Below are 24,634 nucleotides of genomic sequence, written 5' to 3'. Positions count from 1 at the left end.
TATTTAAGTGTTGTTTTTGTTGAATTTATAGTTTTGGAAACAAGAGTTCTGAATTATGAATTTCTGTATTTACTGATGTAAATATGAATATAAATTAATTTTTTATATAATTTATTAATTATAATGTTTTTACTGATTTTTTTGATTATATTTGGTAAACCAGATTGGTAAACCAATTTTAATACGATTAAAACTCTCTATAATACGTAGTTAGAATTGTGTAAAATGAATAATAACTAAAAAAACAACAATTATGAAACAACAACTACTCTTTGCGTTACTTTTTGTAACAGCTATTGGATTTTCTCAAACATTTGACAATATTCCAACAGGAACCGGCTATTACATTAATAAATTAATTGTAAGTCCAAATGGATCAGATTTAACAAATGAATTAATTGAGGTTAGAGGTCCAGCTAATGAAATTATTCCTGAAGATTTATGGTTACTGGTAATTGATGGTGATGGAAACGCTAGCAATTATGGAAAAGTAACTCAAGAAATTCAATTAGGAGATGGTACAAGAACATTTGGTGCTAATGGCATTTTTGCTATTGTTTGTAATTATACAGATGAAGATACAGCTGTCGTTACAACAAGTCCTTATGCTTCTTTAATGGATTCAGATGCTAGTGTTCTTACTATTGAGTTAACAGGGAATGATGTTACAGGTGGTAGTTCTAGTAATGTTTCTACACAAACACCAGATATAGGTTATAATGGTAATTTTGCAGATGCTTCTGGTTCTTATATGTTAATTCAAGGAGAAGATCCAGATGGTGTGGCTATTGACGGTCCTGAAGCTGGAGATGGTCTAGCTTTCGATGGTGTTATAGATTCTGTAGGTCCACACACTTCATGGATTTTATATGATTCAGTGGCTTATTTAGATGATGATATAGAAAACGATTTTCCAGAAAGAGGTTATGCTCAAATTGTTTTCGCTCAAGATATGGCAACTAATGGAGTAAATCAAACTGTAACTACAAGTGCTACTATGATTGATTTTCCAGGATCAGATCCACATGTTATTATAAGACAAGGAACAAATACAGGTTTTACAACTAATGATTGGGCAATTGGTGATACAAGCGGAGATTCACCTGATTGGGAATTGGATCAAGATGATACATTACCTATGGCTTTTAGAGAATGGGCAGGTATTAATACCGTTTATGGTGCATTAAATCCTACAGCAAACACTTTGTCAACTGAAAGTTTTGAATTAAATAGTTTTAGTATTTATCCTAATCCAGCAGATGTAACTATAACAATTACATCATTAGATCAAACAATTGATTCTGTTGAGTTATTTAATGTGCTTGGAAGAAGTGTATTACAAACTTCAGTTTTAACTAATGATACTGTAAATGTATCTGATTTAGCTTCAGGGATTTATTTACTTAAAATAAAATCTGGAATTAATTCAGTAACTAAAAGAATTATTATTGAGTAGTGTTTTTAATTTTTAGCAATGAAGGGCAACTTAATTTTTAAGTTGCCCTTTTCTTTTTAAATTGAACTCTGAATTTAAGGCCTATTAGTTATAAATGATGAGAACCGAGTGCAGAGTATCTAAGAAGTATCAACGGGAGAATCTTCAAGAGTCTATATAATATTAAAACTTGTTTACTTACTAGAGTAACTTTGCAATTGTAGATTAATGCTTTCTCAGGAATGAATATGAGGATAAGGTTTGGTTTCTTTTTTAGCTATACTATTATGTTTTTAAAAATACAGACGAATGACTTCTTCTTTTTTTTATTATGATTAACTAAATCGCAATATGTATTTATAATTAAGAATGGAAGATAGAATGTCAATAAAAAAAAGCTAAACAATATTATATTGCTTAGCTTTTTTATAGTTGGTTTTAAACCCTTTAAAAAATTTGTGTTTATTTTATTGTTGAATAAGACCTATCAGTTCTTTGTCATTATTTTCCTTAAGTAATGGTGATTTCTTTCCTGGGATATAATTTTCTTTATCGTCCCATTTAGGATTTTTATAAATCAGATCTTCTTCTTTGGCTCCCTTAGTCACTTTAGGGTAGCCATTATCATCGAATAAACAATTAGATATAATATTCTTAAAACCTTTAATATTAACAGGCGTTTCTGATTTATAACTATTAATAAAAACTGAATTTTTAATCGTTACTTCGTTAATACCATTTGTAATAAGAGATCTTCCTTTTTCTTCATTAGCAACTCTATCAAATACACTATTTGTAATTGTTAGTATACCTCCTTCAGCATTTACATCTAATACGTTTCTAGTATAATTTACAGCAAATTCTTCAATATCTTTAAATATACAATTGTCAACTACAATTTCTAAAGCGCTGTACCTTCCATAGTCATCATTTTTATAAGATGAAAGATTTAAACCTCTATAACTATTTATAAATTTAGAGTTTTTGAAAGTTAAATTACGAGCTAAAGTCCCTTCATAAGCTTTATAAATACTTCCTCCATTTTGAGTTGTGAAGTTTTGAAACGTACAATTTTCTGCATTAAGTGCATATGCTTCAGATTCTAATTTGTCTGGTGATACTATAGCGTATTTAGGTGGGCTGCTATGAGTGGCATCAAAAGTTATATTTTTTAATACAAGAGATACGCCTTCATTAATACGGATAAAGTAATTAAAAGGCTTTTCGATATCACCTTGCATTTTAAAAACAGAGCGACCTTCACTTGCTCCAAGTACCGTAATGTTTTTGTTCACTTTAAGGCTTTTATTAAATTCATAAATCCCAGGTTTTAAAGTAATAACATCACCATCTTTCGCTCTACTAAATACTTTAGATAAGGTGCCAATTCCGGGGTCTACAATTAAGTCTCCGGCTTTACTGACTGGAGCTATGATATTTGGTTTCCAACCAGGACCAGTTCTAGCTTTTAAAGCCATTGGAATGTTAGTATTGTTTAAGTTAAATGCTCCTGCAACATAAGGTTCTCTTGTGGTATCTGTAATATCTTTATTAGGGCTTTTATTTGTACTACTTACACTTGTAAGTATTGGGTTATTTTCTGTTGGCATAGGTAAAGACTTTAAGAGAGTCCAATCTATACTTGCTTTTGTAAAGTATTGAGGGTTTACCATAGCCTCACTATCTACAATATTTCCAGAGAATGTAATGCCATCAACAGTATCAACATATTCTGCTATTTTTCCACCGTTGGTATTGGTAATAAGATTATTTGCAAAAACAGTATTAATTGGTGCTAGGCTTAATTCGTCATTTTTACCGCCTCCAAATGTCATGGGGCCACAGTTAATAATAGTGTTGTTTTGTATGTCGACATTTTTAACTTGGTTATAACGGTTTAATGGAGAGTTTGGTACACCATTCATAATAACAATTGGTCCTCTAAAATCATCCCCAGTTAAACCAATTAATAAATTATTTCTTACAATATGACCTTCGTTTATAATTCTAATTCCTCCTGTTTTAGATACGTTATTTCCTAAAAAAACATTGTTTTCTACAAGCGCATTATTACCATGTCTAAGGGTTAGCGTTCCCTTGCTTTCAATAAAAAGGTTGTTTCTAAAAATATTATCTCCAGATTTGTTAGAGATAATTTCTATTTCACCATCACATTGTTTAAATGTATTGCTCTCAATGATGGTTTTTGAAGATTTCATAGAGTTATCACTTGTGCCAATTCTAATCGTTTCTCCTCCATTTTCTCCCAAGTCTGGTCGAGTCCCAAAATAATTATGATCTATTTGGTGGTTGTTTTCAGTATGCTCTTCTCCTTTTAGCCAAACAACCACCGTTGTTCCTGCAGAAGTTTTACCTGTAAAGTTGTTGTGATCTACGCGGTTATTTTTACCCCAAAGATCTACCCAGTGATTTTTTATGCCATCAGCGACATCAAAATAAGAGATAGTAGAATTTGTAAACCTGCAATTATTAGCAAATTCCTTAGAGTTTTTTCTAAATTGTACAACGTGTTTAGAGGTTGAGTTTCCATCTTTAAACCAAAGCCCACTTACAATAACGTGGCTACCATAAATACTTAAACTAGAATCGCCCGATAAAATAACTTCACCAGGGGTTTCAGCTTTAATAATTATAGGGTTTTCTTTAGTTCCATTACCATGGGCTAAAAGGTTTGCGTCTTTCCATTCACCGTTTTTTAATACAATAGTTCCGCCGTTAGAGATTTTTGAAATTGCGGTATTATATTCTGTGAGATTTGAAACTGTAATATCTTGCGCTTTTGTAGAGTTTAAGATAAAAAAAGCGCTAATAAAAAGTAGTAGATGTGTTGTTTTCATTTGTTAAATTAGTTCAGTATTTCTATAACATAAAAATAAGCAAAAACAGTTCTATTTTTTAATTATAGCACTAAAAATCAGTAATAATTACGTTGTTTTTCTAATTAAATTTTATGATTTATTATGTAAATTGCTTCATCTTAAAATAACAGCTAAATTATTAAGCTTAAAATCCTAAATAAATTCTGAAAAAGGCAATACAATACATGGTTATCAGTGCTTTGGCTTTCACATTTTTAAATGTGTTTGTAAAGACCTTAAATGATTTTAGCGTTTATCAAATTGTGTTTTTTAGATCACTAGGATCATTATTTTTTACGTTTCCATATTTATTGAAAAATAAAATTTCAATCTTAGGAAATAAAAGAGGTTTGTTAGTTTTACGAAGCATTTTTGGACTCATTTCTATGACTTTATTTTTTCTGTCTATAAAATATATAGCCATGGGAACAGCAGTTTCAATTCGGTATATAGCCCCGATTTTTGCTGCGTTTTTTTCCTTGTTTTTTTTGAAGGAAAAAGTAAGACCTATGCAATGGTTATTCTTCGGAATTGCTTTTTTAGGCGTCCTTATTTTGAAGGGATTTGATAGTGAAATGCAAGTTGAAGGTGTTGTTTATGCTTTAATATCTGCCTTGTTTTCTGGCTTGATTTTTATAACAATCAGAAAAATTGGGAGTAATGATCATCCTGTAGTAGTTGTCAATTATTTTATGGTAATATCTACTGTAATTGGCGGATTTTTAACGATTAACAGTTGGGTTACTCCAGTTGGGATTGAATGGTTAATATTAATGAGTTTGGGTGTTTTTGGGTATTTTGCTCAGTTATATATGACCAAAGCCATGCAAGTAGGAGAAACTAATCAGGTCGCTCCTTTAAAATATCTCGAAGTTATTTTTACCATGATAATCGGTTTAGTATGGTTTGGTGAAACTTATACGATGTGGAGTTTATTAGGGATTTTACTCATTGTATTTGGTTTAACATTGAATGTTATTACTAAGAAAAAAGCTTAATATTTAGAACAATTCTGAAGCAATAGCTTTTACATTATCACTTTTTCCCATAGAGTAGTAGTGCAATACTGGCACACCTGCCTGTTGCAATTCTTTAGATTGTTGTATCGCCCATTCTACACCTACTTGTCGTACTTGTTCGTTTGATTTACAGCCATCAACAGCATCAATTAAATCTTCCGGTAAATCAATTTTAAAGACTTGTGGTAATAATTGTAAATGGCGTTTTACAGCAAGCGGTTTTATACCTGGAATTATAGGCACATTTATACCTTCTGCTTTTGCCGCTTTTACAAATTCGAAATATTTATTGTTATCAAAAAACATTTGTGTAACCACATAATCTGCGCCAGCATCTACTTTCTCTTTTAAGCGTTTTAAATCTGTTTTTAAAGAAGGAGATTCAAGATGTTTTTCAGGGTAACCAGCAACACCAATACAAAAATCAGATTTATCATCCGCTTCAAGAACATCATGTAAATAGTGTCCATTGTTTAGGTTTTGAATCTGACTCACCAAGCCTTTTGCAAATTGATGTCCACCATCACAAGCTTCAAAATATTGCTGATGTTTCATGGCATCTCCTCGTAATGCCATCACATTATTTAAGCCTAGATAATGACAATCAACCAATAAGTATTCAGTCTCTTCTTTTGTAAAGCCACCACATAACACATGCGGAACCGTGTCTACATCGTACTTGTGTTTTATAGCAGCACAAATACCAACAGTTCCAGGTCGCATACGTGTAATTTTGCGATCTAAAAGCCCTTGTTTTTCTATATAGAGATACTCTTCTCTAGAGGTTGTAACATCTATAAATGGAGGTTTAAATTCCATTAAAGGATCTATATTATTATAGAGTTGTTGTATGCTATTTCCTTTTCTTGGTGGAATAATTTCAAAGGAAAATAACGTTTTTCCGTTAGCGTTTTTTATGTGATCTGTTACTTTCATGTACTTTCAGTTATTGTTTTAATATGGTCACATGTTGTTCGCTAATAATCATTTTGATAAATGATAATGTTTTAAACATGCTCGTTTCATACTATTGCCCACGAAAGTGGGTGTCTTTTTAATGTAATATCTTTTATTTTGGCGTTACCTAAAGGTCGCGCTTTCCGTTATATCTTTTTACTTGTTTTCGATACAATGTTCCTATCGTCACATTACTCAAACTGACGTAAAAAGGATGCCACTTCAACTGCAAAGCAATCACGATTTCTTCCATTATAATTTGGATGAGTAATCGCTAACGCACTAATCTGCAATGTTAGGACTCAACCATTTCGTTGCTTCTTCATTAGAAATAGCTCTTCTTTTAGAGTAATCTTCAACCTGACCTTCTTTTATTTTTCCTAATCCAAAATATTTAGCTTCTGGGTTTGCAAAATAGTAACCACTAACACTTGCTGCTGGCCACATTGCTAAACTTTCTGTAAGCTCAACTCCAATGTTTTCTTCAACATTTAAAAGGTTCCAAATGGTTTTCTTCTCTAAGTGATCTGGGCAAGCAGGATAACCAGGTGCTGGTCGAATTCCTTTATAGCTTTCTTTAATTAAATCAGCATTAGATAGGTTTTCATCATTAGCATAACCCCAATGTTTTGTTCTTACTTCTTTATGTAAATATTCAGCAAAAGCTTCGGCTAATCTATCGGCTAAAGCTTTAATCATAATGGAATTATAATCATCGTGCTCTGCTTCAAATTGTGCTGCTAGTTCTGCAGTTCCAAACCCTGTTGATACACAAAAACAGCCCATGTAATCTTGCTTCCCTGTTGCTTTTGGCGCTATAAAATCTGATAAAGCAATGTTTGGCTTCCCTTCTGATTTTTTAGATTGCTGACGTAGCGTTAAGAATTTGAATTTGTCTGGTCGAGCGGAGTCGAGACCTTCTTGGGATGCTTCGGCAGGCTCAGCATGACAATCCTTAATCTCAATATCATCATCATTAGTCGTATTGGCTTCAAACAAACCAAAAATGGCTTTTGCCTTTAAAAGCTTTTTATCAAAAATACGTTTCAATAATACTTTTGCATCGGCAAATAATTCTGTGGCTTGTTCTCCAACGACATTATCCGTTAAAATTTCTGGATATTTTCCATGTAAATCCCAGCTCCTAAAGAAAGGTGACCAATCGATAAATTCTTCAAGTTTAGTGATGTCAAAATCTTCTATAATTTGAATGCCTAATTCCTTAGGTTTTACAATTTCGGAAGCAGTCCAATCAATTTTAAATTTGTTTTTTCTAGCGTCTTTAATTGTTAGATATTCTTTTTTTCTAGTTCGTTTTAAGAATTGCTCTCTAAAAAAATCATATTCCTCACGAATCTGATTTTTATAAATTTTGCTATCTTTTTTAAGTAAATCACCAACAACGGTTACTGCTCTAGAGGCATCATTGATGTGCACAACAGTATTTGCATAATGTGGAGCGATTTTTACAGCAGAATGTGCTCTAGAGGTTGTTGCTCCACCAATGATTAACGGAATTTTTACATTTTGTTTTTCTAGCTCTTTAGAAACGTAAACCATTTCATCAAGGGATGGTGTAATTAATCCGCTCAAACCAATAATATCGACCTTTTCCCTTATGGCGGTTTCTATAATTTTTTCTGGTGGAACCATAACACCAAGATCAATGATTTCATAGTTATTACAACCTAAAACAACACTTACAATATTCTTTCCAATATCATGCACATCGCCTTTTACGGTGGCCATTAAAATACGACCTGCAAATTCTTGTTTTCCATCTTTTTCGGCTTCAATAAAGGGTTGAAGATAAGCCACTGCTTTTTTCATTACTCGTGCTGATTTCACCACTTGAGGTAAGAACATTTTACCGCTTCCAAATAAATCACCAACCACATTCATACCAATCATTAAATGACCTTCAATAACGTGAATTGGTTTGTCTGAAGCCAAACGTGCTTCTTCCACATCTTCAATAATAAAGGCATCAATACCTTTAACTAAAGCATGCGTAATTCGTTCTTGTAAAGCATCACTTCTCCATTCTAAAACCTTTTCTTCATGTTCTTTTTTCTGTCCTTTTAAAGATTCAGCAAAATCTAAAAGTCGTTCGGTTGCATCATCACGTTTATCAAACAAAACATCTTCTACACGTTCTAGTAAGTCTTTGTCTATTTCGTCATAAATTTCGAGCATGGTTGGATTAACGATTCCCATATTCATACCGTTTTTAATCGCATGATATAAAAAGGCAGAATGCATCGCTTCACGTACAATATTATTTCCTCTAAATGAAAAAGACACATTACTTACACCTCCAGAAACATTAGCATGTGGTAAGTTTTCACGAATCCATTTAGTGGCTTCAAAGAAATCTAATGCATTTCTGCGGTGCTCATCCATACCTGTTGCAACAGGAAAAATATTTGGGTCAAAAATGATATCTTGAGCAGGAAATTTAAGTTCGTTAACTAAAATGTGATACGAGCGTTTACAAATTTCAATACGTCTATTGTAATTATCGGCTTGACCATCTTCATCAAAAGCCATAACAACAACTGCTGCTCCATAACGTTTTATTAGTTTTGCATGGTGTTTAAATTGCGCTTCGCCTTCCTTTAAACTGATAGAATTAACAACACATTTTCCTTGTGCAACTTGCAAACCAGCTTCTATAATTTCCCATTTAGAACTGTCAATCATCAAGGGGATTCTAGAAATATCTGGTTCTGAAGCAATCAGATTTAAGAAGGTTGTCATGGCATAAACTCCATCTAACATCCCTTCATCCATGTTAACATCTAAAATTTGTGCACCTCCATCTACTTGATCTCTGGCAACTTCTAATGCTTCATCGTATTTTTCTTCTTTTATAAGACGAAGAAATTTACGAGAGCCTGTAACATTGGTACGTTCACCAACGTTAATGAAGTTACTTTCTGGTGTTATTATTAAGGGCTCTAAACCAGAGAGCGTAAGATATTTTTTATTTTGAGTCATGTTAGTCTTTTCAAAGTGGATTCCTGCCTACGCAGGAATGACAATTTTTCTTGGTTCGTAATTTTTAGCTACTTCTGCAATGGCTTTAATATGCGCAGGACTTGTGCCACAACAGCCTCCAATAATATTGATGAGGTTATCTTTTAGATAGTCTTCTATATATTGTTGCATTTGCTTCGGTGTTTCTTCATATTCTCCAAAGGCATTTGGTAAACCTGCGTTTGGATGTGCTGAGGTGAAAAATTCCGTTTCGTTAGATAAGCGTTGCAAATAAGGTTTTAATTGTTGGGCTCCAAGCGCACAATTAAAGCCCACACTTAATAGCGGAATATGAGATATTGAGGTTAAAAATGCTTCAACGGTTTGGCCAGATAATGTTCTGCCAGAAGCATCAGTTATAGTGCCAGATACCATTATTGGAATATCAATATGGCGTTCTTCTTTTACTTCTTCAATAGCAAATAATGCTGCTTTTGCGTTCAGCGTATCAAAAATAGTTTCGACTAAAAGGATATCAACACCACCATCAATTAAGGCTTCTACTTGTTGTTTATAGGCGATTCGCAATTCATTAAAAGTTATCGCTCTGTATTCTGGTCGGTTAACATCTGGTGATAAACTTGCGGTTTTGTTTGTTGGGCCAATACTTCCTGCAACAAAACGCGGTTGATCAGGGTTTTCTTTAGTGAACTTGTCTGCAACTTGTTTCGCGATTTTAGCAGATTCAAAATTCAGTTCGTACACCAAATTCTCCATATCGTAATCTGCCATGGCAATTGTAGTCCCAGAAAAGGTGTTGGTTTCTACAATATCTGCACCAGCCTCAAAATATTTTGCATGAATTTCTGCAATCGCTTCTGGTTGTGTTAATGATAATAAATCGTTGTTACCTTGTAAAGGAGACGGGTAATCTTTAAAACGTTCGCCTCTAAAATCTTCTTCTTTAAAACTGTATTGCTGAAGCATAGTTCCCATGGCTCCGTCTAAAACCAAAATTCGTTTTTGTAATTCGTCTTTTATATTGCTCATAATATGTGTTTGTTCTCGATATAATTTTATTTTGATATTATAAAATTACTCGAGCTGACCTTAGTTTTGTAAAGCTTGTTTTAAATCGTTAATGATGTCTTCGGGGTGTTCTAAACCTACTGAAACTCTTATTAACCCTGAAGTGATTCCTGTTTCTAAACGGACATCATCTGGTATTTTAGCATGGGTTGTAGATGCCGGGTGTGTTACAATAGTTCTGGTGTCTCCTAAATTCGCAGAAAGTGATAATAACTTAATGGAGTTAAGGAACTTTCTGCCTGCTTCGATACCTCCTTTGATTTCAAAAGCAACAACATTGCCTCCTAGTTTCATTTGTTTTTTTGCTAATTCGTATTGTGGATGCGATTTTAAAAATGGATATTTTACAAAATTTACATTAGCGTTAGACTCTAAAAAAGTCGCAACTTTTAATGCGTTATCGCAATGTCTATCAACTCTAACAGGTAAGGTTTCTAAACTTTTAGATAAAACCCAAGCATTAAAAGGAGATAGGGCAGGACCTGTATTTCTAGAAAATAAATAGATTTTCTGAATCAAATCAGCACTACCAACAGTAACACCTCCTAAAACACGACCTTGTCCATCCATTAATTTTGTAGCCGAATGGATGACTAAATTGGCGCCAAATTTTATAGGTTGTTGTAAATAAGGAGTGGCAAAACAATTGTCTATGATGAATATAAGGTTGTGCTTTTTTGCAATATCTCCTAAGCGTTGCAAGTCTAAAATATCTACAGCCGGATTTGTTGGGCTTTCGGCATAAATTACTTTTGTATTGGGTTGAATTAGGCTTTCAATTTTATCTAATTCATCAATTTTAAAATAACTTGTTGAGATATTCCACTTTGGTAATATGTTATTAAATAGCGTTTGAGTGGAACCAAAAATACTACGACAAGAAACGATATGATCGCCAGCATCGAGTAATGCTGCAAAAGTTGAAAACACGGCAGACATCCCAGAAGCAAAGGCGTAACCGCGTTCTGCTCCTTCCATTTTGCAAACTTTTTCTACAAATTCTGATGTGTTTGGGTTAGAGTAACGACTGTAAATATTACGTTCTTTTTCATCTGCAAAAGAAGCACGCATGTCTTCGGCATCTTCAAATACGTAGCTAGATGTTAAATACAAAGGGCTAGAATGTTCTAGATATTGAGAACGCTCAATTTGTGTTCTTATAGCTTCTGTTTCAATGTGTTTTGAACTCATTTTTCTTAGTTTTATGATAAACCAAAAATCAAATGCGTCAAAAAAATGACGTGTAAATAGAAAAATGCGACAAGAGTATAAATTACCGTAATGAGGTAATTATGTTGGGTTATCTATCTAAATTATTCGATAAATGAATCGAAAATGAAGTAGAATTTAGCACCTTCTTAATAAGTTTAAGGGTTGCTAAGGTTTCATAGGGTCTATCCCTCCACCTTTCTTGATAACATTTCAATAAGTTATTTGAACTTTGTGAACTACAATATTCAGAAAGAAATTGGAATTAAACAAGTTTTTATTCATAATTTTTTAATTCAGCATATTGCATTTTAATTGTAACTTTGAATTTCCCTAAAATATTATATATGTTAGAAAATTTTTGGTTTAATGTGCAATACGGAATGAATCACGTATTAGATATTAATGGTTACGACCATATTCTTTTTTTAATGGTATTGGCTGTGCCGTATCTTTTTAATGATTGGAAACGTGTCTTGCTTTTAGTAACAACCTTTACTTTGGGGCATACGCTATCATTGGTCTTAGCGGCTTATGGAATTGTAAGCATTAACGGAGAACTTGTAGAATTTTTAATACCCGTAACTATTTTAATAATGGCACTTTATAATGTGTTTACAGCAGGTAAGAAATCAAAAAATAATAAAATTGGATTGTTGTTTTTTACCACCTTATTTTTTGGAATTGTACATGGATTAGGCTTTGCAAGAGAGTTTAAAATGTTCTCAGGGCAATCTGAAAATAAATTAGAATTACTTGTTGAGTTTGCTTTAGGTATTGAACTTGCTCAAGTTATCATTGTTTTTATCGTGTTGTTTATTGGATTTATATGTCAGACTGTATTTAGATTTTCGCGTCGCGATTGGATAATGGTACTTTCATCTATAGTCATAGGATTAGTAATTCCGATGATTTTAGGAAGCGATTTGATGAGGTCATAAAAAGTTTGGTAAAATTTTAACGCCAAGAAAAAGACGAATAAAATACTATCCGTTTATCTTCGTTATTAACAACATACATTAGAATAACAAAATTTATTCATGTCAAAAATAAAACAGCTACGTTACGATAAGGCTTATTTGCGAATTGCTAAAGAATGGGGTAAACTATCTCATTGCGAACGTAAGCAAGTAGGTGCTGTAATAGTAAAAGATCGAATGATCATTTCTGATGGTTATAACGGAACACCAACTGGTTTTGAAAACTACTGTGAAGATGATGAAGGTTATACCAAATGGTACGTATTGCATGCGGAAGCCAATGCCATTTTAAAAGTAGCTTCATCTACACAATCTTGCCAAGGCGCTACGCTGTATATTACACTTTCACCTTGTAAGGAGTGTAGTAAATTAATACATCAAGCAGGTATTGTTAGGGTTGTTTATCATCAGGGTTACAAAGATGATTCGGGAATTAAATTTCTTGAAAAGGCAGGAATTGAATTAGAACTTATAGAAGATTTAAATGCCTAATGGCAACAAAAAATAAATACATTCCACTTTTAATCGGTGTTGCAGTCGCGGCCGGTGTGATTATAGGTGGAAAATTAAATTTTTCAGATACTTCAGATAATCTCTTCACTACAAATAGCAAGAAAAATAAGCTTAACAGATTAATCGATTATATAGATTACGAATATGTAGAAGAGGTAAATACCGATAGTATTGTAGATGTTACGGTTAATGGTATTTTACATAATTTAGATCCACATTCTACATATATTCCTAAAGAAGATTTAGAACAGATTACCGAAAATATGAAAGGTGATTTTGTAGGTATTGGTATTAATTTTTATGCCTATAATGATACTGTCGCTGTTGTAAAACCCACGGAAAATGGTCCTAGTGAAAATGCTGGGATTATAAGTGGAGATCGTATTCTTTTTGCAGACGGAGACACACTTTATGGGTCTAACAAATCTAGTGATGATATAGGTCTAAAATTAAAGGGAGATAAAAACACTAATGTTAAACTTGTTGTTTACAGAAAAGGTGAGGATGGTTTACTAGAGTTTAATGTAAAACGCAAAAATATACCTATCAAAAGTGTTGAAGCATCCTATATGCTTACTGATGATTTAGGTTATATAAAAATGAATCGATTTGCAGAATCTACGTATAAAGAATTTATGCTTGCTTTAGATGAATTAAAAGATCAAGGAGCAACTAAACTTGCATTAGATTTAAGAGATAACCCAGGTGGTTTTTTAGGTATTGCAGAGCAAATTGTAGACGAATTTTTAGAGGACGATAAGCTTATTTTATTTACAAAAGATAAAAGAGGTAAAGAAGAGTATATCTACGCCACGGGAGATGGTGACTTTGAAGAAGGTGAAGTTTATATTCTAATTAATGAAAATTCAGCATCGGCAAGTGAAGTCGTTGCAGGAGCGCTTCAAGATAACGATAAAGGAATTATTGTAGGAAGACGTTCTTACGGAAAAGGATTGGTGCAAAGAGAAATGGCCTTAGGTGATGGTAGTGCTGTGCGTTTAACCGTTTCTAGATATTTTACACCAACGGGACGTTCTATCCAAAAACCTTATACCAATGGTGATAGTGAGAGTTATTATAATGACTATTATAAACGTTTAAGAACAGGAGAATTGGCACACGAAGAAAGTATCGTTGTAGATGATTCTTTAAAGTTTACAACACCTAAGGGAAAAGTTGTTTACGGTGGTGGTGGTATCATTCCAGATGTTTTTGTACCCGTGGATCGTTCGTTTGATAATGAAACAATTAATTACTTGAGAGGAAGGGGGCACTTTGGTTATTTTGTTTTTGAAGAATTAGATAAAGATCGCACATTATATCAAGATATCTCTAAGTACGATTTTATTAATAATTTTGAAGTGAGTGATGATATTGCTGTTCGTTTTCAGGATTATATTAACAGAAAAGAACGAACTAACATTAGCTTCGTTGCTTACAATCCTGAAATAAAACGAATTATTAAAGCAACTTTAGCAAGTCAGCTATTTGATGATAATGCGTTTGAAGAAGTAATAAATAAAGAAGATATTATGGTGCAAGAAGTGATTCTTTTAAGCTCAGAATATCCAAATATTAAACAAGATTAATAATTATACCTTATCATGAATTTTGGTTTGTTTACCATCATTCCAAAGTGTTAAGATATCTGTAGCCACATGAGATCCGCTACCGCAAGCCATTGCAAACTGACTTCTCCAGCCGGCTAAAGAACCCGCAACATATAAGTTTTTTTCTACAAGATGATCTGTATTTTTTAACCAGATTCTGTCTTTTTCTATCGCTGATCTAGGGTGTGGTTCAATGTAGTTTTCAAGTCCTTTTATGGTTATGAAACTTGTGTAGCCAACAGCTATGACTACTATTTTAGATTTGTAAATATGAGCATTGGTGGTTATTGTAAAGTAATCTTCACTTTTTTCAATAGAACTTACTTTTTCGTTTTCAATTTGCTCAATATGAGGATAAAGGTTCTCTAGTTGTATTTTGCCATCTTGAAGAATGTCTTCACCTAAAGTTCCGGGTTGTAGTCCTAAAACATTATTAAACAGAGCGTTTTGAAGATGAGATGTTTTTTGATGAGTGATTATTCCAATACGTTTATCTTGAGCAAAAGGTTTATTTTTTGCTGAACCTAAAACTAGGGCACAAGATAAACCAGCTGCTCCTCCACCAATAATTAAAGTATCAAAACACATTAGCGTTGTTTGTCTAATTTTTCTATTTTTTTAGAAATTCTAAGAATTTGTAAAAGAATAATAGCACAAAGCGCTGCCACAATTGTAATTAATGCAGTTTGACTTTCTCCTGTTAATAATGCATTGAAATTTAATTTCGTAGCATTAAAAATAACAAGCCCAATTCCGATAATTGTTAAAACAAGTGTGAGTATTTTCATATTTAAAATAGTTTTATGCCAATAACTCTTTAATGTTATGGGCAAATAATTTTACAGCAATGGCTAACAAAATTACACCAAAAATCTTTCTTATAATGTTAATTCCATTAGTTCCTATAATACGTTCAATTTTAGCTGATGTTTTTAAAACAATAAAAATAACTAAGACATTACTTATTACTGCAACTATAATATTTTCAATAGCAAATTCTGCACGTAGAGATAGTAAGGTGGTTAAAGTTCCTGGTCCTGCCATAAGCGGAAATGCTAAAGGGAAAACGGAAGCGGTAACAGCGCTATGTTCATCATCTTTATAAAGTGTAATGCCTAAAACCATTTCTAGAGCAATAAAAAAGATAACAAATGCACCTGCTACGGCAAATGAATTAACATCAATACCAATAAGGCTAAGTAAACTTTTACCTACAAAAAGGAAAATAATCATAATTACACCAGCGATAATTGAGGCTTTTCCACTTTGTATATGTCCCACTTTTTTGCGTAGGTCTATAATAATTGGAATGTTTCCAACGATATCAATCACTGCAAAAAGGATCATAAAGGCTGTGACTATTTCTTTAAAATTTAGGTGCATTTCTTCTTAATTTAAATTTTGTGATAACTTGAGTTTGTGTGTATAAGTACTTGTCTTATAATTTGTTAAATCTCATGTTTCACTATTTGGGTTGAAATTTTTTGCAAAGGTGCGATATTATTGCATATTTTCAATAATAAATTATAGTTAAGTTTAAGTATTTTTGTTCTCTGTTTTTTATGCTCAATTTCTACGCTTTAAAAGTGGCTATTAATAGTATATTTGCAGCAGAAAAAGAATTAATAACAGCCATTGTTATGGCTAATTTAATAAATTATGTTTCAACTCGGAAAAACCATTGTCTCTGAAGATATTATAGAGAAAGATTTTGTTTGTAATCTTTCAGCATGTAAAGGTGCTTGTTGTATTGATGGGGATGCTGGAGCACCTGTAGATAAAGAAGAAGTTAAAATTTTAGAAGATATATATCCTAAGGTAAAACCGTTTCTTCGTAAAGAAGGAATAGAGGCTATTGAAGCTCAGGGCACGTCAATTACTACAGAGTTTGGCGATTTTGAAACGCCTTTAATTAATGGAGCAGATTGTGCTTATGTTATTTTTGATGAAAAAAAGACAGCGCTTTGTGCTATTGAGGAGGCTTACAACCAAGGTGAGATTCAGTGGAAAAAACCAGTATCTTGTCATTTATACCCTATTCGTGTAAAAGATTATTCAGAATTTTCTGGTGTTAATTACGATAAATGGGAAATCTGTGATGATGCATGTTCTTTAGGTAAAGAATTACAAGTGCCAGTTTATAAATTTGTAAAGGAAGCACTAATTAGAAAATTTGGTGAAGATTGGTATGCTGAATTAGAAAAAGTAGCAGAAAAACACAAGTAAGATGTGTTAAAAAATAATATTGCTTAGATTTTATTGGTGCTATTTTAATAGCGACAGGTGTTTTAATTTTTTAATTATACTCCTATATAATACTTCTTTAAAATGGCAAATTTTTCTTTAGTGATATTTTAACCGATTTTTTAATTTATTCTTTTTTTATCCTTCAATTTTTTATGATATCTTAATTTTTAAGACTTGTTAGTTGCTCGTCTAAAGAATGTTAAACCCATGCTCTTTTTTGTTTGTAAATTTTTCATGTTTTTTAATATTAAACCCTCAGTAAACACGCTTGCTGACGTTTGATTTAATAAGAAAAAACTTACATTTTTTATTATTAAAAATACAACTTAATGATTTGTATTACAAGTGTTTAATGGTTTTTTTTGGAATAATCATGTTTTACGGGTGTTAAAGCGCTTTGTTAAAAACTTGTTGACAACGTTTATAAAATCAGCTTTCATTTTTGACTACAATTGTCAATCTTTGCATCAGGCATAATGAAATAGATTTTTGTAAATTTTTTATGATACAAAATCGAAAACTCTATTTTAAAAGCAAGCCCCTATATTCCTCTTAAAAAGGAAGAAATTTAAACTCGTTTTACGGAATTACTGATAGAATTTGGAATGATTCAAACTCATTCTAATGGATATCTAGTCTTTAAAATTAAAAGAAAAACTATGGAGATTACCCAGATTATAAAAAGAGATTACGAAACAACTCCGTTTGTTTTAAATAAGATTTCTAACGCTATTGAAAAAGCAATGCTTTCTGTAGGAAATGGAAGTAAAGAGGATGCAAAAGGGATTTCTGTAGATGTATTAGAAACACTTTTAGAAAGAAAAAAAGCAGATCATGATTATTTACCTACAGTAGAAGAGGTGCAAGATCTTGCTGAGGAGAAGTTAATGAAAAGTGCTTTTCATGATGTGGCAAAAGCTTACATTTTATATAGAGACGAGCAAGCGAGAAGTAGAAAAACAAATATTTTTGAAAAGCGTATTAACTTAAAACCTTACGAATATCCAGAACTTAATGAGTATGTAGATGCTATTAGACATTCGTACTGGATTCATTCAGAATTTAACTTTACAAGCGATATTCAAGATTTTAAAACAAGACTGACTGTTGTAGAGCAAAATGCAATTAAAAACACCATGCTTGCTATTTCTCAAATAGAAGTGGCTGTAAAATCATTTTGGGGAGAGATTTATAACAAAATGCCTAAGCCCGAAATAGGATCTGTAGGTGCAACATTTGCAGAAAGTGAAGTGCGTCACCACGATGCTTACTCGCATTTATTAGAAATATTAGGTCTTAATAACGAATTTAAGAACCTTAAGAAAAAGCCGGTAATAATGAGACGTGTTCATTATTTAGAAACCGCTTTAAAGAATGCAAAAAGTGAAGACAATAAAGAATATGCAGAGTCAATTTTATTGTTCTCTTTATTTATTGAGCATGTGTCTTTATTTTCACAATTCTTAATCATCATGGCGTTTAATAAGCATAAAAATATGCTTAAAGGTGTATCTAATGTTGTTGAAGCAACTTCGAAAGAAGAGCAAATTCATGGTGACTTCGGAATTGATATTATAAAAATTATTAAAAATGAAAATCCAACATGGTTTGATGCAGAACACAGCAGTCTAGTAAGAGAATTATGTGTTGAAGCATTTGACTCTGAAAGCAAACTTGTGGATTGGATTTTTGAAGCAGGTGAACTAGAGTTTTTACCTAAAGATGTAATTAATGAATTTATTAAAAACAGATTTAATAATTCATTAGAAAGCATTGGCATCGAAAAAGTATTTGATGTTGATGAGAGCTTATTAGTACAAACCGAATGGTTTGATGATGAAATTATAGGAACAAAACATGGAGATTTCTTTGTAAAACGTTCTATAAACTATGCTAAGAGACAAAAAAGTGTAACAGGAGACGACTTATTTTAAACCACAACGACCATATGAACCAAGACATTAAAAATACAGTGATTCACGAATCAACAAAAACATCTAGCCACGATGAATTAATTAAAGCTAGAAAAGAAGCCATAAAAGAAGCTAAAACAGAACCAGAAATTAAATGGTTAACAGAAAATAGTCGTCAGTTTTTAGCCTCAGGATACTTAACAGGAGATACAACACCTGAAGAACGTATTAGAGAAATTGCTGATAATGCAGAAAAAATATTAGGCATCGATGGTTTTGCCGATAAGTTTTATGGCTACATGGCCGAAGGTTACTATTCATTAGCATCACCAGTTTGGTCTAACTTCGGGAAAAAACGTGGCTTGCCAATCAGTTGTTTTGGTTCGCACATTTCTGATGATATGGGAGATATTCTATATACACAGTCTGAAGTTGGTATGATGTCTAAATTAGGAGGTGGTACTTCTGGTTATTTTGGTAAATTAAGACATAGAGGTGCGCCTGTAAAAAATAATGGTGAATCTTCAGGAGCAGTTCATATTATGCAATTGTTTGAAAAAATGGTCGATGTTGTAAGTCAAGGTTCAGTGAGAAGAGGTCGTTTTTCGCCATACTTACCAATTGAGCATGCAGATATTCACGAGTTTTTAGAAATAGGTACAGAAGGAAATCCAATACAAGAGTTAACCCATGGTGTTACTGTTGGTAACGAGTGGATGCAAGAAATGATTGATGGCGATTCTGATAAAAGAGCCATCTGGGCAAAAGTATTACAACGTAGAGGAGAAATAGGATATCCTTATATCTTCTTTAGAGACAATGCTAATAACGAAGCTCCGGACGTTTATAAAGACAAAAAGCATGAGATTTACGCAAGTAACTTATGTTCAGAAATTATGTTGCCTACAAATGATCGTTGGTCTTTTGTTTGTGTACTATCTTCTATCAACTTATTGCATTATGATAAGTGGAAAGATACCGATGCTGTAGAAACTATGGTATACTTTTTAGATGCGGTTTTAGAAGAATTTATTACCAAATTAGAAGTTTACAGAGATTCTGAAAACCGTGATGATAGACATACATTTATGTTTATGGAAAAAGCATACACGTTTGCTAAAGAAAACAGAGCTTTAGGTTTAGGAGCTTTAGGATGGCACTCTTTATTACAATCTAAAATGGTAAGTTTTGATAGTAAGGAAGCTTTTGATTTAAACAGTGAGATCTTTAAAACAATTAAAGATAAATCTGTTAAAGCATCAGAAGAATTAGCAACATTATTTGGTGAGCCAGAAGTTTTAAAAGGTTACGGAAGACGTAATACAACATTAAATGCTGTAGCGCCAACAACATCTTCTGCGTTTATTTTAGGACAAGTATCTCAAGGTATCGAGCCAATTTGGTCTAACAGTTATGTAAAAGATATTGCTAAAATTAAAACGACGATTAAAAACCCGTATTTAGTAGCGCTTTTAGAAGACAAAGGATTAAACACTAGTGCAATTTGGAAAAGCATCCGTGATTACGATGGTTCTGTACAACATTTAGATGAGCTTACAGAAGAAGAAAAAGACGTATTTAAAACCTATTCTGAAATTGACCAAATGACCATTATTTATCAGGCGGCAAACAGACAAAACCACATAGATCAATCACAGTCATTGAATATTATGGTGCATCCAGATATGCCCGTAAAAGATATTAATAAGCTTTATGTAACAGCATGGCAGTTAGGTGTAAAATCATTGTACTACCAACACAGTATGAATGCTGCACAGAAGTTTAAACAAAAGAAAGATTGTGCTAGTTGTGAAGGCTAGTAAATTGCTGCGAAAGTAGTAATCTCTCTTATTATAAATTTTAAAACCACTCAATAAAAAAAGTTTGGGTGGTTTTTTAAGGCAAAATTTTAAAGTGTTAAAATTAATTTAAGATATTGATATTTAGGTTTTTACAAATTTTTATTTGTAAAAAGCGTCACAATTAAAGATTGATGGGTGTCGCTTAAAAAAGAGATTAAATAATAAGTTTAATTAAATTAAAAATGAAGAGGTGAAAACAAAGATTAACCTTAAAATTTAAAATTAGGGTAAAAAAAAAGGGATGGTTTTGCAGAACCTCCCAATTTTTGTCATAATGTATTAATTGGTTTCGAGGCCAAATAAATAAAAAAGATTGAGGAATACCTCACCTCCTTTTCATGCTTCAAAAGTAATGAAATGAATTCTTCTTGACAAAATTTATCGTTCTGCTAATTATTTTTTTTATTAACAAGTGTTTACAAACAAATAAGGATATGGCATTAAATTTAAATAATGTATTAGTAATAGGAGTCTCATCAAGAGCACTCTTTGATTTAGAAGAAGAAAATTTGATTTTCGAAAACAAAGGAATAGAGGAATATCGTAAACATCAGTTGAAAACTGAAGATGTACCATTAAGACCTGGTTCAGCATTTTATTTAATTAAGAATATTCTTAATTTGAATAAATTGTCTAAGGGCAAAATCGTAGAAGTAGTTGTTATGTCTAAAAATAGCCCTGAAACAGGTATGAGGATATTAAACTCTTTAAATAACTATGAATTAGATATAACGAGAATGGCTTTTACAGGAGGTGAGCCATTGAATCAAAATTTGATTGACGGTTATCGTATCGATCTATTTTTATCTAAAAATGAAATTGATGTTCAAATGGTTATAGATAGTGGTTTGTGTGCAGCAGCAACTATTTTAGAAAATCCTTCAAACTATCAAAATACAGATAATAGGGTTAAAATAGCTTTTGACGCAGATGCAGTATTGTTTTCTGAAGAATCTGAACTGAGATATAAAACAGAAGGAATGGACTCTTTTCATCAATTTGAACAAGAGCATGAAAATGAACCTTTAAGAGAAGGTCCTTTTGCTTCTTTGATAAAAAAATTATCTATAATTCAATCCGAATTTCCTGAAAGCATAGAATTGTCACCACTTAGAATTGCAATAGTAACTGCTAGAAATGCGCCATCTCACTTAAGAGTTATAAAAACTTTGAGAAAATGGGGTGTTTATGTTGATGAAGTTTATTTTTTAGGTGGTTGGCCTAAACATAAGATTCTTCAATCTTTCGGTGCTCAAATTTTCTTTGATGATCAAGTTGTACATTTAAAAGACACTTGTAAATGGATTCCTTCTGGACAAGTTCCATATAATAGTGGTTCTTTACTAAGAAAGATATCTTAATCAAGTGAAAAAGCATCTCAGAAATGAGATGCTTTTTTTATATTAGAGTTTTGCTTCGTGATCTTAAAGTATTATAAATTAAATATGAAAAACATTCTATTCCTATTACTAATCTCAATAAGTACTTCAATGGTGGCGCAATCAGGTCAGGCAGTCCTTATTTTAAAAGACAGTACTCAAATTAAAGGGTATGGTGAAATTAGCGGAATTAGTTCAATTGTTTCTGTTAAATTCAAGAATGATACCTTAAAATATAAAACCTATAAATCAAAAGATCTTATCGGTGTAGATATTCTAGAAAACGATTATTACAGAAAATTCCGTTATAAATATATTGATGGTGATAAGTATCCAGAAATTATGGAAATTGTTGCTATAGATAATTTAAGCCTTTATGTGAGAGTTTATGAAGGCGGTGTTTTATCTAATTCATTTTTAAATGAAGTACCATTTCATACGGTTCCTAATCAAACTGTAATATTAGATAATGGTCAGGAAATAAGTTTAAGTCAAAGTCGTAACATTTATATAGAAATAGATATTCCGAGATATAGTTACTATGTTGGTCTTGGTGATAGTGATCAGGTAGAACATCTCTACACTAAAGGACTACCTTTTGCTAAAAGCTTTAAGAAATCAATGAAAAAATACTTTAAAGATTGTTCTGCTTTGTTAGAGAAAGTTGAGAATAAAGAATTTTCAAAAGATAACTTAATAGACGTATTAGAATTTTATAATCAGAATTGTTTTAAGTCAAATTCTAATTAAAACCATAAGTTGAAAATCTACTCTTCAACCAAAGTATCAGTTCCTAAATACTTATCAGCTTTGTTATAATACCAAGCTCTTGCTTTAGGGATTTTAATACCGTTTAGAAGTGTTTCTTCAGAAAGTAATATATATTCACCACTATCTGGTTTCTCTTTACCATTCTCGTCTGTTTTAAAGAACTGATAGATTTCCATGGCATAAGTCTTGGGGTTAAAATAGAAGTACCAAACATCGCTTCCTACGGCTTCATCATAAGTCACTTTTAAAACCAAATAGTCTTTGCCTTTAAAAGTTTTCTTTTCAACGGTATCATTAAGATTGGTGCCGGCGTCTTTCAACTTCATCGGTAAGCCATATAAATACGAATAGTAGTTTTTGTACAACGCAGCTCTATCGCAAGTCATGTTCTTTTGTTTAGCCGCTGAGCTATCTAAAACCTTTCCGTTATAACTCATGGTACATTTACGCTTGTTTAAAGTGTAAGTGGTGGTAACGGTATCTTTTGTGGCGGTAACGCTAAAATATTCAGCAGGTAAATTAATAGAAATGATACTGGTACGTTTTGCAGATTCTGGTGTCGTCATTTCTACAGTAAAGGTCTCATTAAAAGTGTTCCAATTTCCGTTTGGATCGTGATATGTAATGGCTTTATCTAATAAGGTTTCAGGACTTATATTCTGACCAAAACTTAAAAAAGAGATAAAGAAGAGACTGTATGTAACGAATGATTTCATAGTTTTAATTTTGCTACAAATTACACATTAGGGCATAAAAAAAAGCATCCAATGCCGAATTTTACGGGAGGATGCTTTTTTGTGTTAAAATCTAAAAAAGATTTTTTTCTTATTTTTCTTCCATTAACGCGAAGAACTTATCAATGTTTGGCATTAAGATAATACGTGTTCTACGGTTTTTAGCTCTGTTTTCTTTAGTGTCATTTTCAACTAAAGGTTGGTAGCTACTACGACCAGAGGCGATTAATTGCTCTGGTGCAACTTTAAATTGGTTTTGTAATTTTCTAACCACAGATGTTGCACGTAATACACTTAAATCCCAGTTGTCTGCAATTTTATCTGTATTGATGCTTCTAGCGTCTGTATGACCTTCAACCATAACATCTAAACTTGGCTCAGAGTTAATTACGTCAGCTAATTTTTGTAAAATTTTGTCAGCTTTGTTTCCAACTCTGTAACTTGCTGTGTTAAATAACATATCGTCATCAATAGAGATCATAACAACAGTTTCGTTAATATCTACTACAATATCTTCGTCTTCGTTAAGATCGCTAGTGTTCATAGCTTTGCTTAAGTTGTACTGAATCGCTAAATTCATTGAATCTTTTAAAGTTTTTGCGCCAGCTAATTTTTCAGCATCTACATTTTTCAATGTTTCTTTCATCTTTTCTTTACTAGCTACAGATACTACGGTACCATCTTCAGCTATTTGAAATTTAGACTTACCGCTTTCAACTTCTTCGTTTAAAGATTGTATTTTAGAATTGTAATCGCTAACGCGAGCTTCTATTGCTGCAAATTTATTTTCTAAATCTTCTTTTTCTACTCTTGTTTTAGTCAGTTCACTTGTAATTTCCCCGTTTTGTTGCTCTAAGGCTACGTATTTCTTTTTTGAAACACAAGCTGTTAACATAATGGTTGCTACTAATAGGATTGAAATTTTTTTCATCGTAGGTTTTAATTTTATTAATTTCTAAAATAGATATACGGCGCTAGCCATAATCTGGATGTTAAAAAGCCTTATTTTTTTTAAAAAAATAAGGCTTTTATTTGTAATCTGTTTACTATCAGGTTAA

General features: G+C 32.2%; 20 protein-coding genes and 1 riboswitch. Of the genes, 10 read left to right on the top strand and 10 right to left on the bottom strand.

Going from position 1 to position 24,634, the window contains the following annotated elements; all coding sequences use genetic code 11:
* The first annotated feature begins 253 nt into the window (after positions 1-253).
* On the top strand, positions 254-1,456 hold the full coding sequence (locus H0I32_RS06540; RefSeq protein WP_179312541.1) for a T9SS type A sorting domain-containing protein: 1,203 nt from the start codon (positions 254-256) through the stop codon (positions 1,454-1,456).
* Between the two features lie 446 nt (positions 1,457-1,902).
* Here H0I32_RS06540 and H0I32_RS06535 read toward each other — a convergent pair whose 3' ends face one another.
* Positions 1,903-4,293: a polysaccharide lyase 6 family protein gene (locus H0I32_RS06535; protein ID WP_179312543.1), complete on the bottom strand. Its 2,391-nt coding sequence runs from the start codon at positions 4,291-4,293 to the stop codon at positions 1,903-1,905.
* Between the two features lie 182 nt (positions 4,294-4,475).
* Between H0I32_RS06535 and H0I32_RS06530 the strand changes: the two genes are divergently transcribed.
* The gene (locus tag H0I32_RS06530) at positions 4,476-5,312 is read left to right on the top strand and encodes a DMT family transporter (RefSeq protein WP_411292367.1); all 837 of its coding nucleotides are present in this window, start codon (positions 4,476-4,478) and stop codon (positions 5,310-5,312) included.
* 3 nt (positions 5,313-5,315) lie between these two features.
* On the opposite strand, the gene metF is transcribed toward H0I32_RS06530, so the two are convergent.
* The 4 genes from metF to H0I32_RS06510 all read right to left on the bottom strand — a co-directional run bounded on the left by metF (position 5,316) and on the right by H0I32_RS06510 (position 11,549).
* The gene (metF, locus tag H0I32_RS06525; protein ID WP_173588303.1) at positions 5,316-6,269 is read right to left on the bottom strand and encodes a methylenetetrahydrofolate reductase [NAD(P)H]; all 954 of its coding nucleotides are present in this window, start codon (positions 6,267-6,269) and stop codon (positions 5,316-5,318) included.
* Positions 6,270-6,572: 303 nt separating this feature from the next.
* Entirely contained in the window at positions 6,573-9,290 is a 2,718-nt protein-coding gene (gene metH, locus H0I32_RS06520; protein ID WP_179312547.1) for a methionine synthase, read from the bottom strand.
* A gap of 27 nt (positions 9,291-9,317) precedes the next feature.
* On the bottom strand, positions 9,318-10,319 hold the full coding sequence (locus H0I32_RS06515; protein WP_179312549.1) for a homocysteine S-methyltransferase family protein: 1,002 nt from the start codon (positions 10,317-10,319) through the stop codon (positions 9,318-9,320).
* Positions 10,320-10,379: 60 nt separating this feature from the next.
* Positions 10,380-11,549 carry a trans-sulfuration enzyme family protein gene (locus tag H0I32_RS06510; protein ID WP_179312551.1) on the bottom strand — a complete coding sequence of 390 codons (1,170 nt, stop codon included), beginning with the start codon at positions 11,547-11,549 and terminating at the stop codon, positions 10,380-10,382.
* A gap of 106 nt (positions 11,550-11,655) precedes the next feature.
* A riboswitch (SAM riboswitch) is annotated at positions 11,656-11,779 on the bottom strand.
* A 135-nt stretch (positions 11,780-11,914) separates the two neighbouring features.
* Between H0I32_RS06510 and H0I32_RS06505 the strand changes: the two genes are divergently transcribed.
* From H0I32_RS06505 to H0I32_RS06495, 3 genes are all read left to right on the top strand, one after another.
* Complete coding sequence (locus H0I32_RS06505; protein ID WP_173588307.1) at positions 11,915-12,508, top strand: HupE/UreJ family protein; 594 nt, start codon at positions 11,915-11,917, stop codon at positions 12,506-12,508.
* A gap of 99 nt (positions 12,509-12,607) precedes the next feature.
* On the top strand, positions 12,608-13,039 hold the full coding sequence (locus H0I32_RS06500; protein WP_179312553.1) for a deoxycytidylate deaminase: 432 nt from the start codon (positions 12,608-12,610) through the stop codon (positions 13,037-13,039).
* Positions 13,039-14,649 carry a S41 family peptidase gene (locus H0I32_RS06495; RefSeq protein WP_179312555.1) on the top strand — a complete coding sequence of 537 codons (1,611 nt, stop codon included), beginning with the start codon at positions 13,039-13,041 and terminating at the stop codon, positions 14,647-14,649. The genes H0I32_RS06500 and H0I32_RS06495 overlap by 1 nt, the downstream gene beginning before the upstream one ends.
* 3 nt (positions 14,650-14,652) lie before the next feature.
* On the opposite strand, the gene H0I32_RS06490 is transcribed toward H0I32_RS06495, so the two are convergent.
* Genes H0I32_RS06490 through H0I32_RS06480 form a run of 3 tightly spaced genes read right to left on the bottom strand, consistent with a single transcriptional unit; the run spans position 14,653 to position 16,053 of the window.
* Complete coding sequence (locus H0I32_RS06490; RefSeq protein WP_179312557.1) at positions 14,653-15,258, bottom strand: NAD(P)/FAD-dependent oxidoreductase; 606 nt, start codon at positions 15,256-15,258, stop codon at positions 14,653-14,655.
* The gene (locus H0I32_RS06485; protein ID WP_173588311.1) at positions 15,258-15,458 is read right to left on the bottom strand and encodes a hypothetical protein; all 201 of its coding nucleotides are present in this window, start codon (positions 15,456-15,458) and stop codon (positions 15,258-15,260) included. The genes H0I32_RS06490 and H0I32_RS06485 overlap by 1 nt, the downstream gene beginning before the upstream one ends.
* Positions 15,459-15,471: 13 nt before the next feature.
* Complete coding sequence (locus H0I32_RS06480; protein WP_173588312.1) at positions 15,472-16,053, bottom strand: MarC family protein; 582 nt, start codon at positions 16,051-16,053, stop codon at positions 15,472-15,474.
* A 276-nt stretch (positions 16,054-16,329) separates the two neighbouring features.
* On the opposite strand from H0I32_RS06480, the gene H0I32_RS06475 reads away from it, so the two are divergent.
* From H0I32_RS06475 to H0I32_RS06455, 5 genes are all read left to right on the top strand, one after another.
* The gene (locus H0I32_RS06475; protein WP_179312559.1) at positions 16,330-16,896 is read left to right on the top strand and encodes a DUF3109 family protein; all 567 of its coding nucleotides are present in this window, start codon (positions 16,330-16,332) and stop codon (positions 16,894-16,896) included.
* 680 nt (positions 16,897-17,576) lie between these two features.
* On the top strand, positions 17,577-18,851 hold the full coding sequence (locus H0I32_RS06470; RefSeq protein WP_173588314.1) for a ribonucleotide-diphosphate reductase subunit beta: 1,275 nt from the start codon (positions 17,577-17,579) through the stop codon (positions 18,849-18,851).
* A gap of 14 nt (positions 18,852-18,865) precedes the next feature.
* Positions 18,866-20,650, top strand: a complete 1,785-nt coding sequence (locus tag H0I32_RS06465) for a ribonucleoside-diphosphate reductase subunit alpha (protein WP_173588315.1) — start codon at positions 18,866-18,868, stop codon at positions 20,648-20,650.
* Positions 20,651-21,126: 476 nt separating this feature from the next.
* A complete protein-coding gene (locus H0I32_RS06460) occupies positions 21,127-22,053 on the top strand; it encodes a 5'-nucleotidase (RefSeq protein ID WP_173588316.1) in 927 nt (308 codons plus the stop codon).
* Between the two features lie 84 nt (positions 22,054-22,137).
* Positions 22,138-22,821 carry a hypothetical protein gene (locus H0I32_RS06455; RefSeq protein WP_179312561.1) on the top strand — a complete coding sequence of 228 codons (684 nt, stop codon included), beginning with the start codon at positions 22,138-22,140 and terminating at the stop codon, positions 22,819-22,821.
* A gap of 17 nt (positions 22,822-22,838) precedes the next feature.
* Here the strand turns inward: H0I32_RS06455 and H0I32_RS06450 are convergent, their stop codons facing one another.
* Positions 22,839-23,558 (bottom strand): DUF6503 family protein, encoded by a 720-nt coding sequence (locus tag H0I32_RS06450; RefSeq protein ID WP_179312563.1) that lies wholly within the window; start codon positions 23,556-23,558, stop codon positions 22,839-22,841.
* A 109-nt stretch (positions 23,559-23,667) separates the two neighbouring features.
* On the bottom strand, positions 23,668-24,507 hold the full coding sequence (locus tag H0I32_RS06445) for a flagellar motor protein MotB (protein WP_173588319.1): 840 nt from the start codon (positions 24,505-24,507) through the stop codon (positions 23,668-23,670).
* Positions 24,508-24,634: the final 127 nt, after the last annotated feature.

Source organism: Winogradskyella sp. HaHa_3_26, from assembly GCF_019278425.1.
Taxonomy (GTDB): Bacteria; Bacteroidota; Bacteroidia; order Flavobacteriales; family Flavobacteriaceae; genus Winogradskyella; species Winogradskyella undariae.
Note: the sequence above shows the minus strand (reverse complement) of the source record. Positions and strands in the feature narration are given on the sequence as shown.

What these genes read in the sequence shown, in the direction of transcription:
- H0I32_RS06540 (WP_179312541.1), top strand. Translation starts at nt 254, where the DNA reads ATGAAACAACAACTACTCTTTGCGTTACTTTTTGTAACAGCTATTGGA.
- H0I32_RS06535 (WP_179312543.1), bottom strand. Translation starts at nt 4,293, where the DNA reads ATGAAAACAACACATCTACTACTTTTTATTAGCGCTTTTTTTATCTTA.
- metF (WP_173588303.1), bottom strand. Translation starts at nt 6,269, where the DNA reads ATGAAAGTAACAGATCACATAAAAAACGCTAACGGAAAAACGTTATTT.
- metH (WP_179312547.1), bottom strand. Translation starts at nt 9,290, where the DNA reads ATGACTCAAAATAAAAAATATCTTACGCTCTCTGGTTTAGAGCCCTTA.
- H0I32_RS06515 (WP_179312549.1), bottom strand. Translation starts at nt 10,319, where the DNA reads ATGAGCAATATAAAAGACGAATTACAAAAACGAATTTTGGTTTTAGAC.
- H0I32_RS06510 (WP_179312551.1), bottom strand. Translation starts at nt 11,549, where the DNA reads ATGAGTTCAAAACACATTGAAACAGAAGCTATAAGAACACAAATTGAG.
- H0I32_RS06505 (WP_173588307.1), top strand. Translation starts at nt 11,915, where the DNA reads ATGTTAGAAAATTTTTGGTTTAATGTGCAATACGGAATGAATCACGTA.
- H0I32_RS06500 (WP_179312553.1), top strand. Translation starts at nt 12,608, where the DNA reads ATGTCAAAAATAAAACAGCTACGTTACGATAAGGCTTATTTGCGAATT.
- H0I32_RS06495 (WP_179312555.1), top strand. Translation starts at nt 13,039, where the DNA reads ATGGCAACAAAAAATAAATACATTCCACTTTTAATCGGTGTTGCAGTC.
- H0I32_RS06490 (WP_179312557.1), bottom strand. Translation starts at nt 15,258, where the DNA reads ATGTGTTTTGATACTTTAATTATTGGTGGAGGAGCAGCTGGTTTATCT.
- H0I32_RS06485 (WP_173588311.1), bottom strand. Translation starts at nt 15,458, where the DNA reads ATGAAAATACTCACACTTGTTTTAACAATTATCGGAATTGGGCTTGTT.
- H0I32_RS06480 (WP_173588312.1), bottom strand. Translation starts at nt 16,053, where the DNA reads ATGCACCTAAATTTTAAAGAAATAGTCACAGCCTTTATGATCCTTTTT.
- H0I32_RS06475 (WP_179312559.1), top strand. Translation starts at nt 16,330, where the DNA reads ATGTTTCAACTCGGAAAAACCATTGTCTCTGAAGATATTATAGAGAAA.
- H0I32_RS06470 (WP_173588314.1), top strand. Translation starts at nt 17,577, where the DNA reads ATGGAGATTACCCAGATTATAAAAAGAGATTACGAAACAACTCCGTTT.
- H0I32_RS06465 (WP_173588315.1), top strand. Translation starts at nt 18,866, where the DNA reads ATGAACCAAGACATTAAAAATACAGTGATTCACGAATCAACAAAAACA.
- H0I32_RS06460 (WP_173588316.1), top strand. Translation starts at nt 21,127, where the DNA reads ATGGCATTAAATTTAAATAATGTATTAGTAATAGGAGTCTCATCAAGA.
- H0I32_RS06455 (WP_179312561.1), top strand. Translation starts at nt 22,138, where the DNA reads ATGAAAAACATTCTATTCCTATTACTAATCTCAATAAGTACTTCAATG.
- H0I32_RS06450 (WP_179312563.1), bottom strand. Translation starts at nt 23,558, where the DNA reads ATGAAATCATTCGTTACATACAGTCTCTTCTTTATCTCTTTTTTAAGT.
- H0I32_RS06445 (WP_173588319.1), bottom strand. Translation starts at nt 24,507, where the DNA reads ATGAAAAAAATTTCAATCCTATTAGTAGCAACCATTATGTTAACAGCT.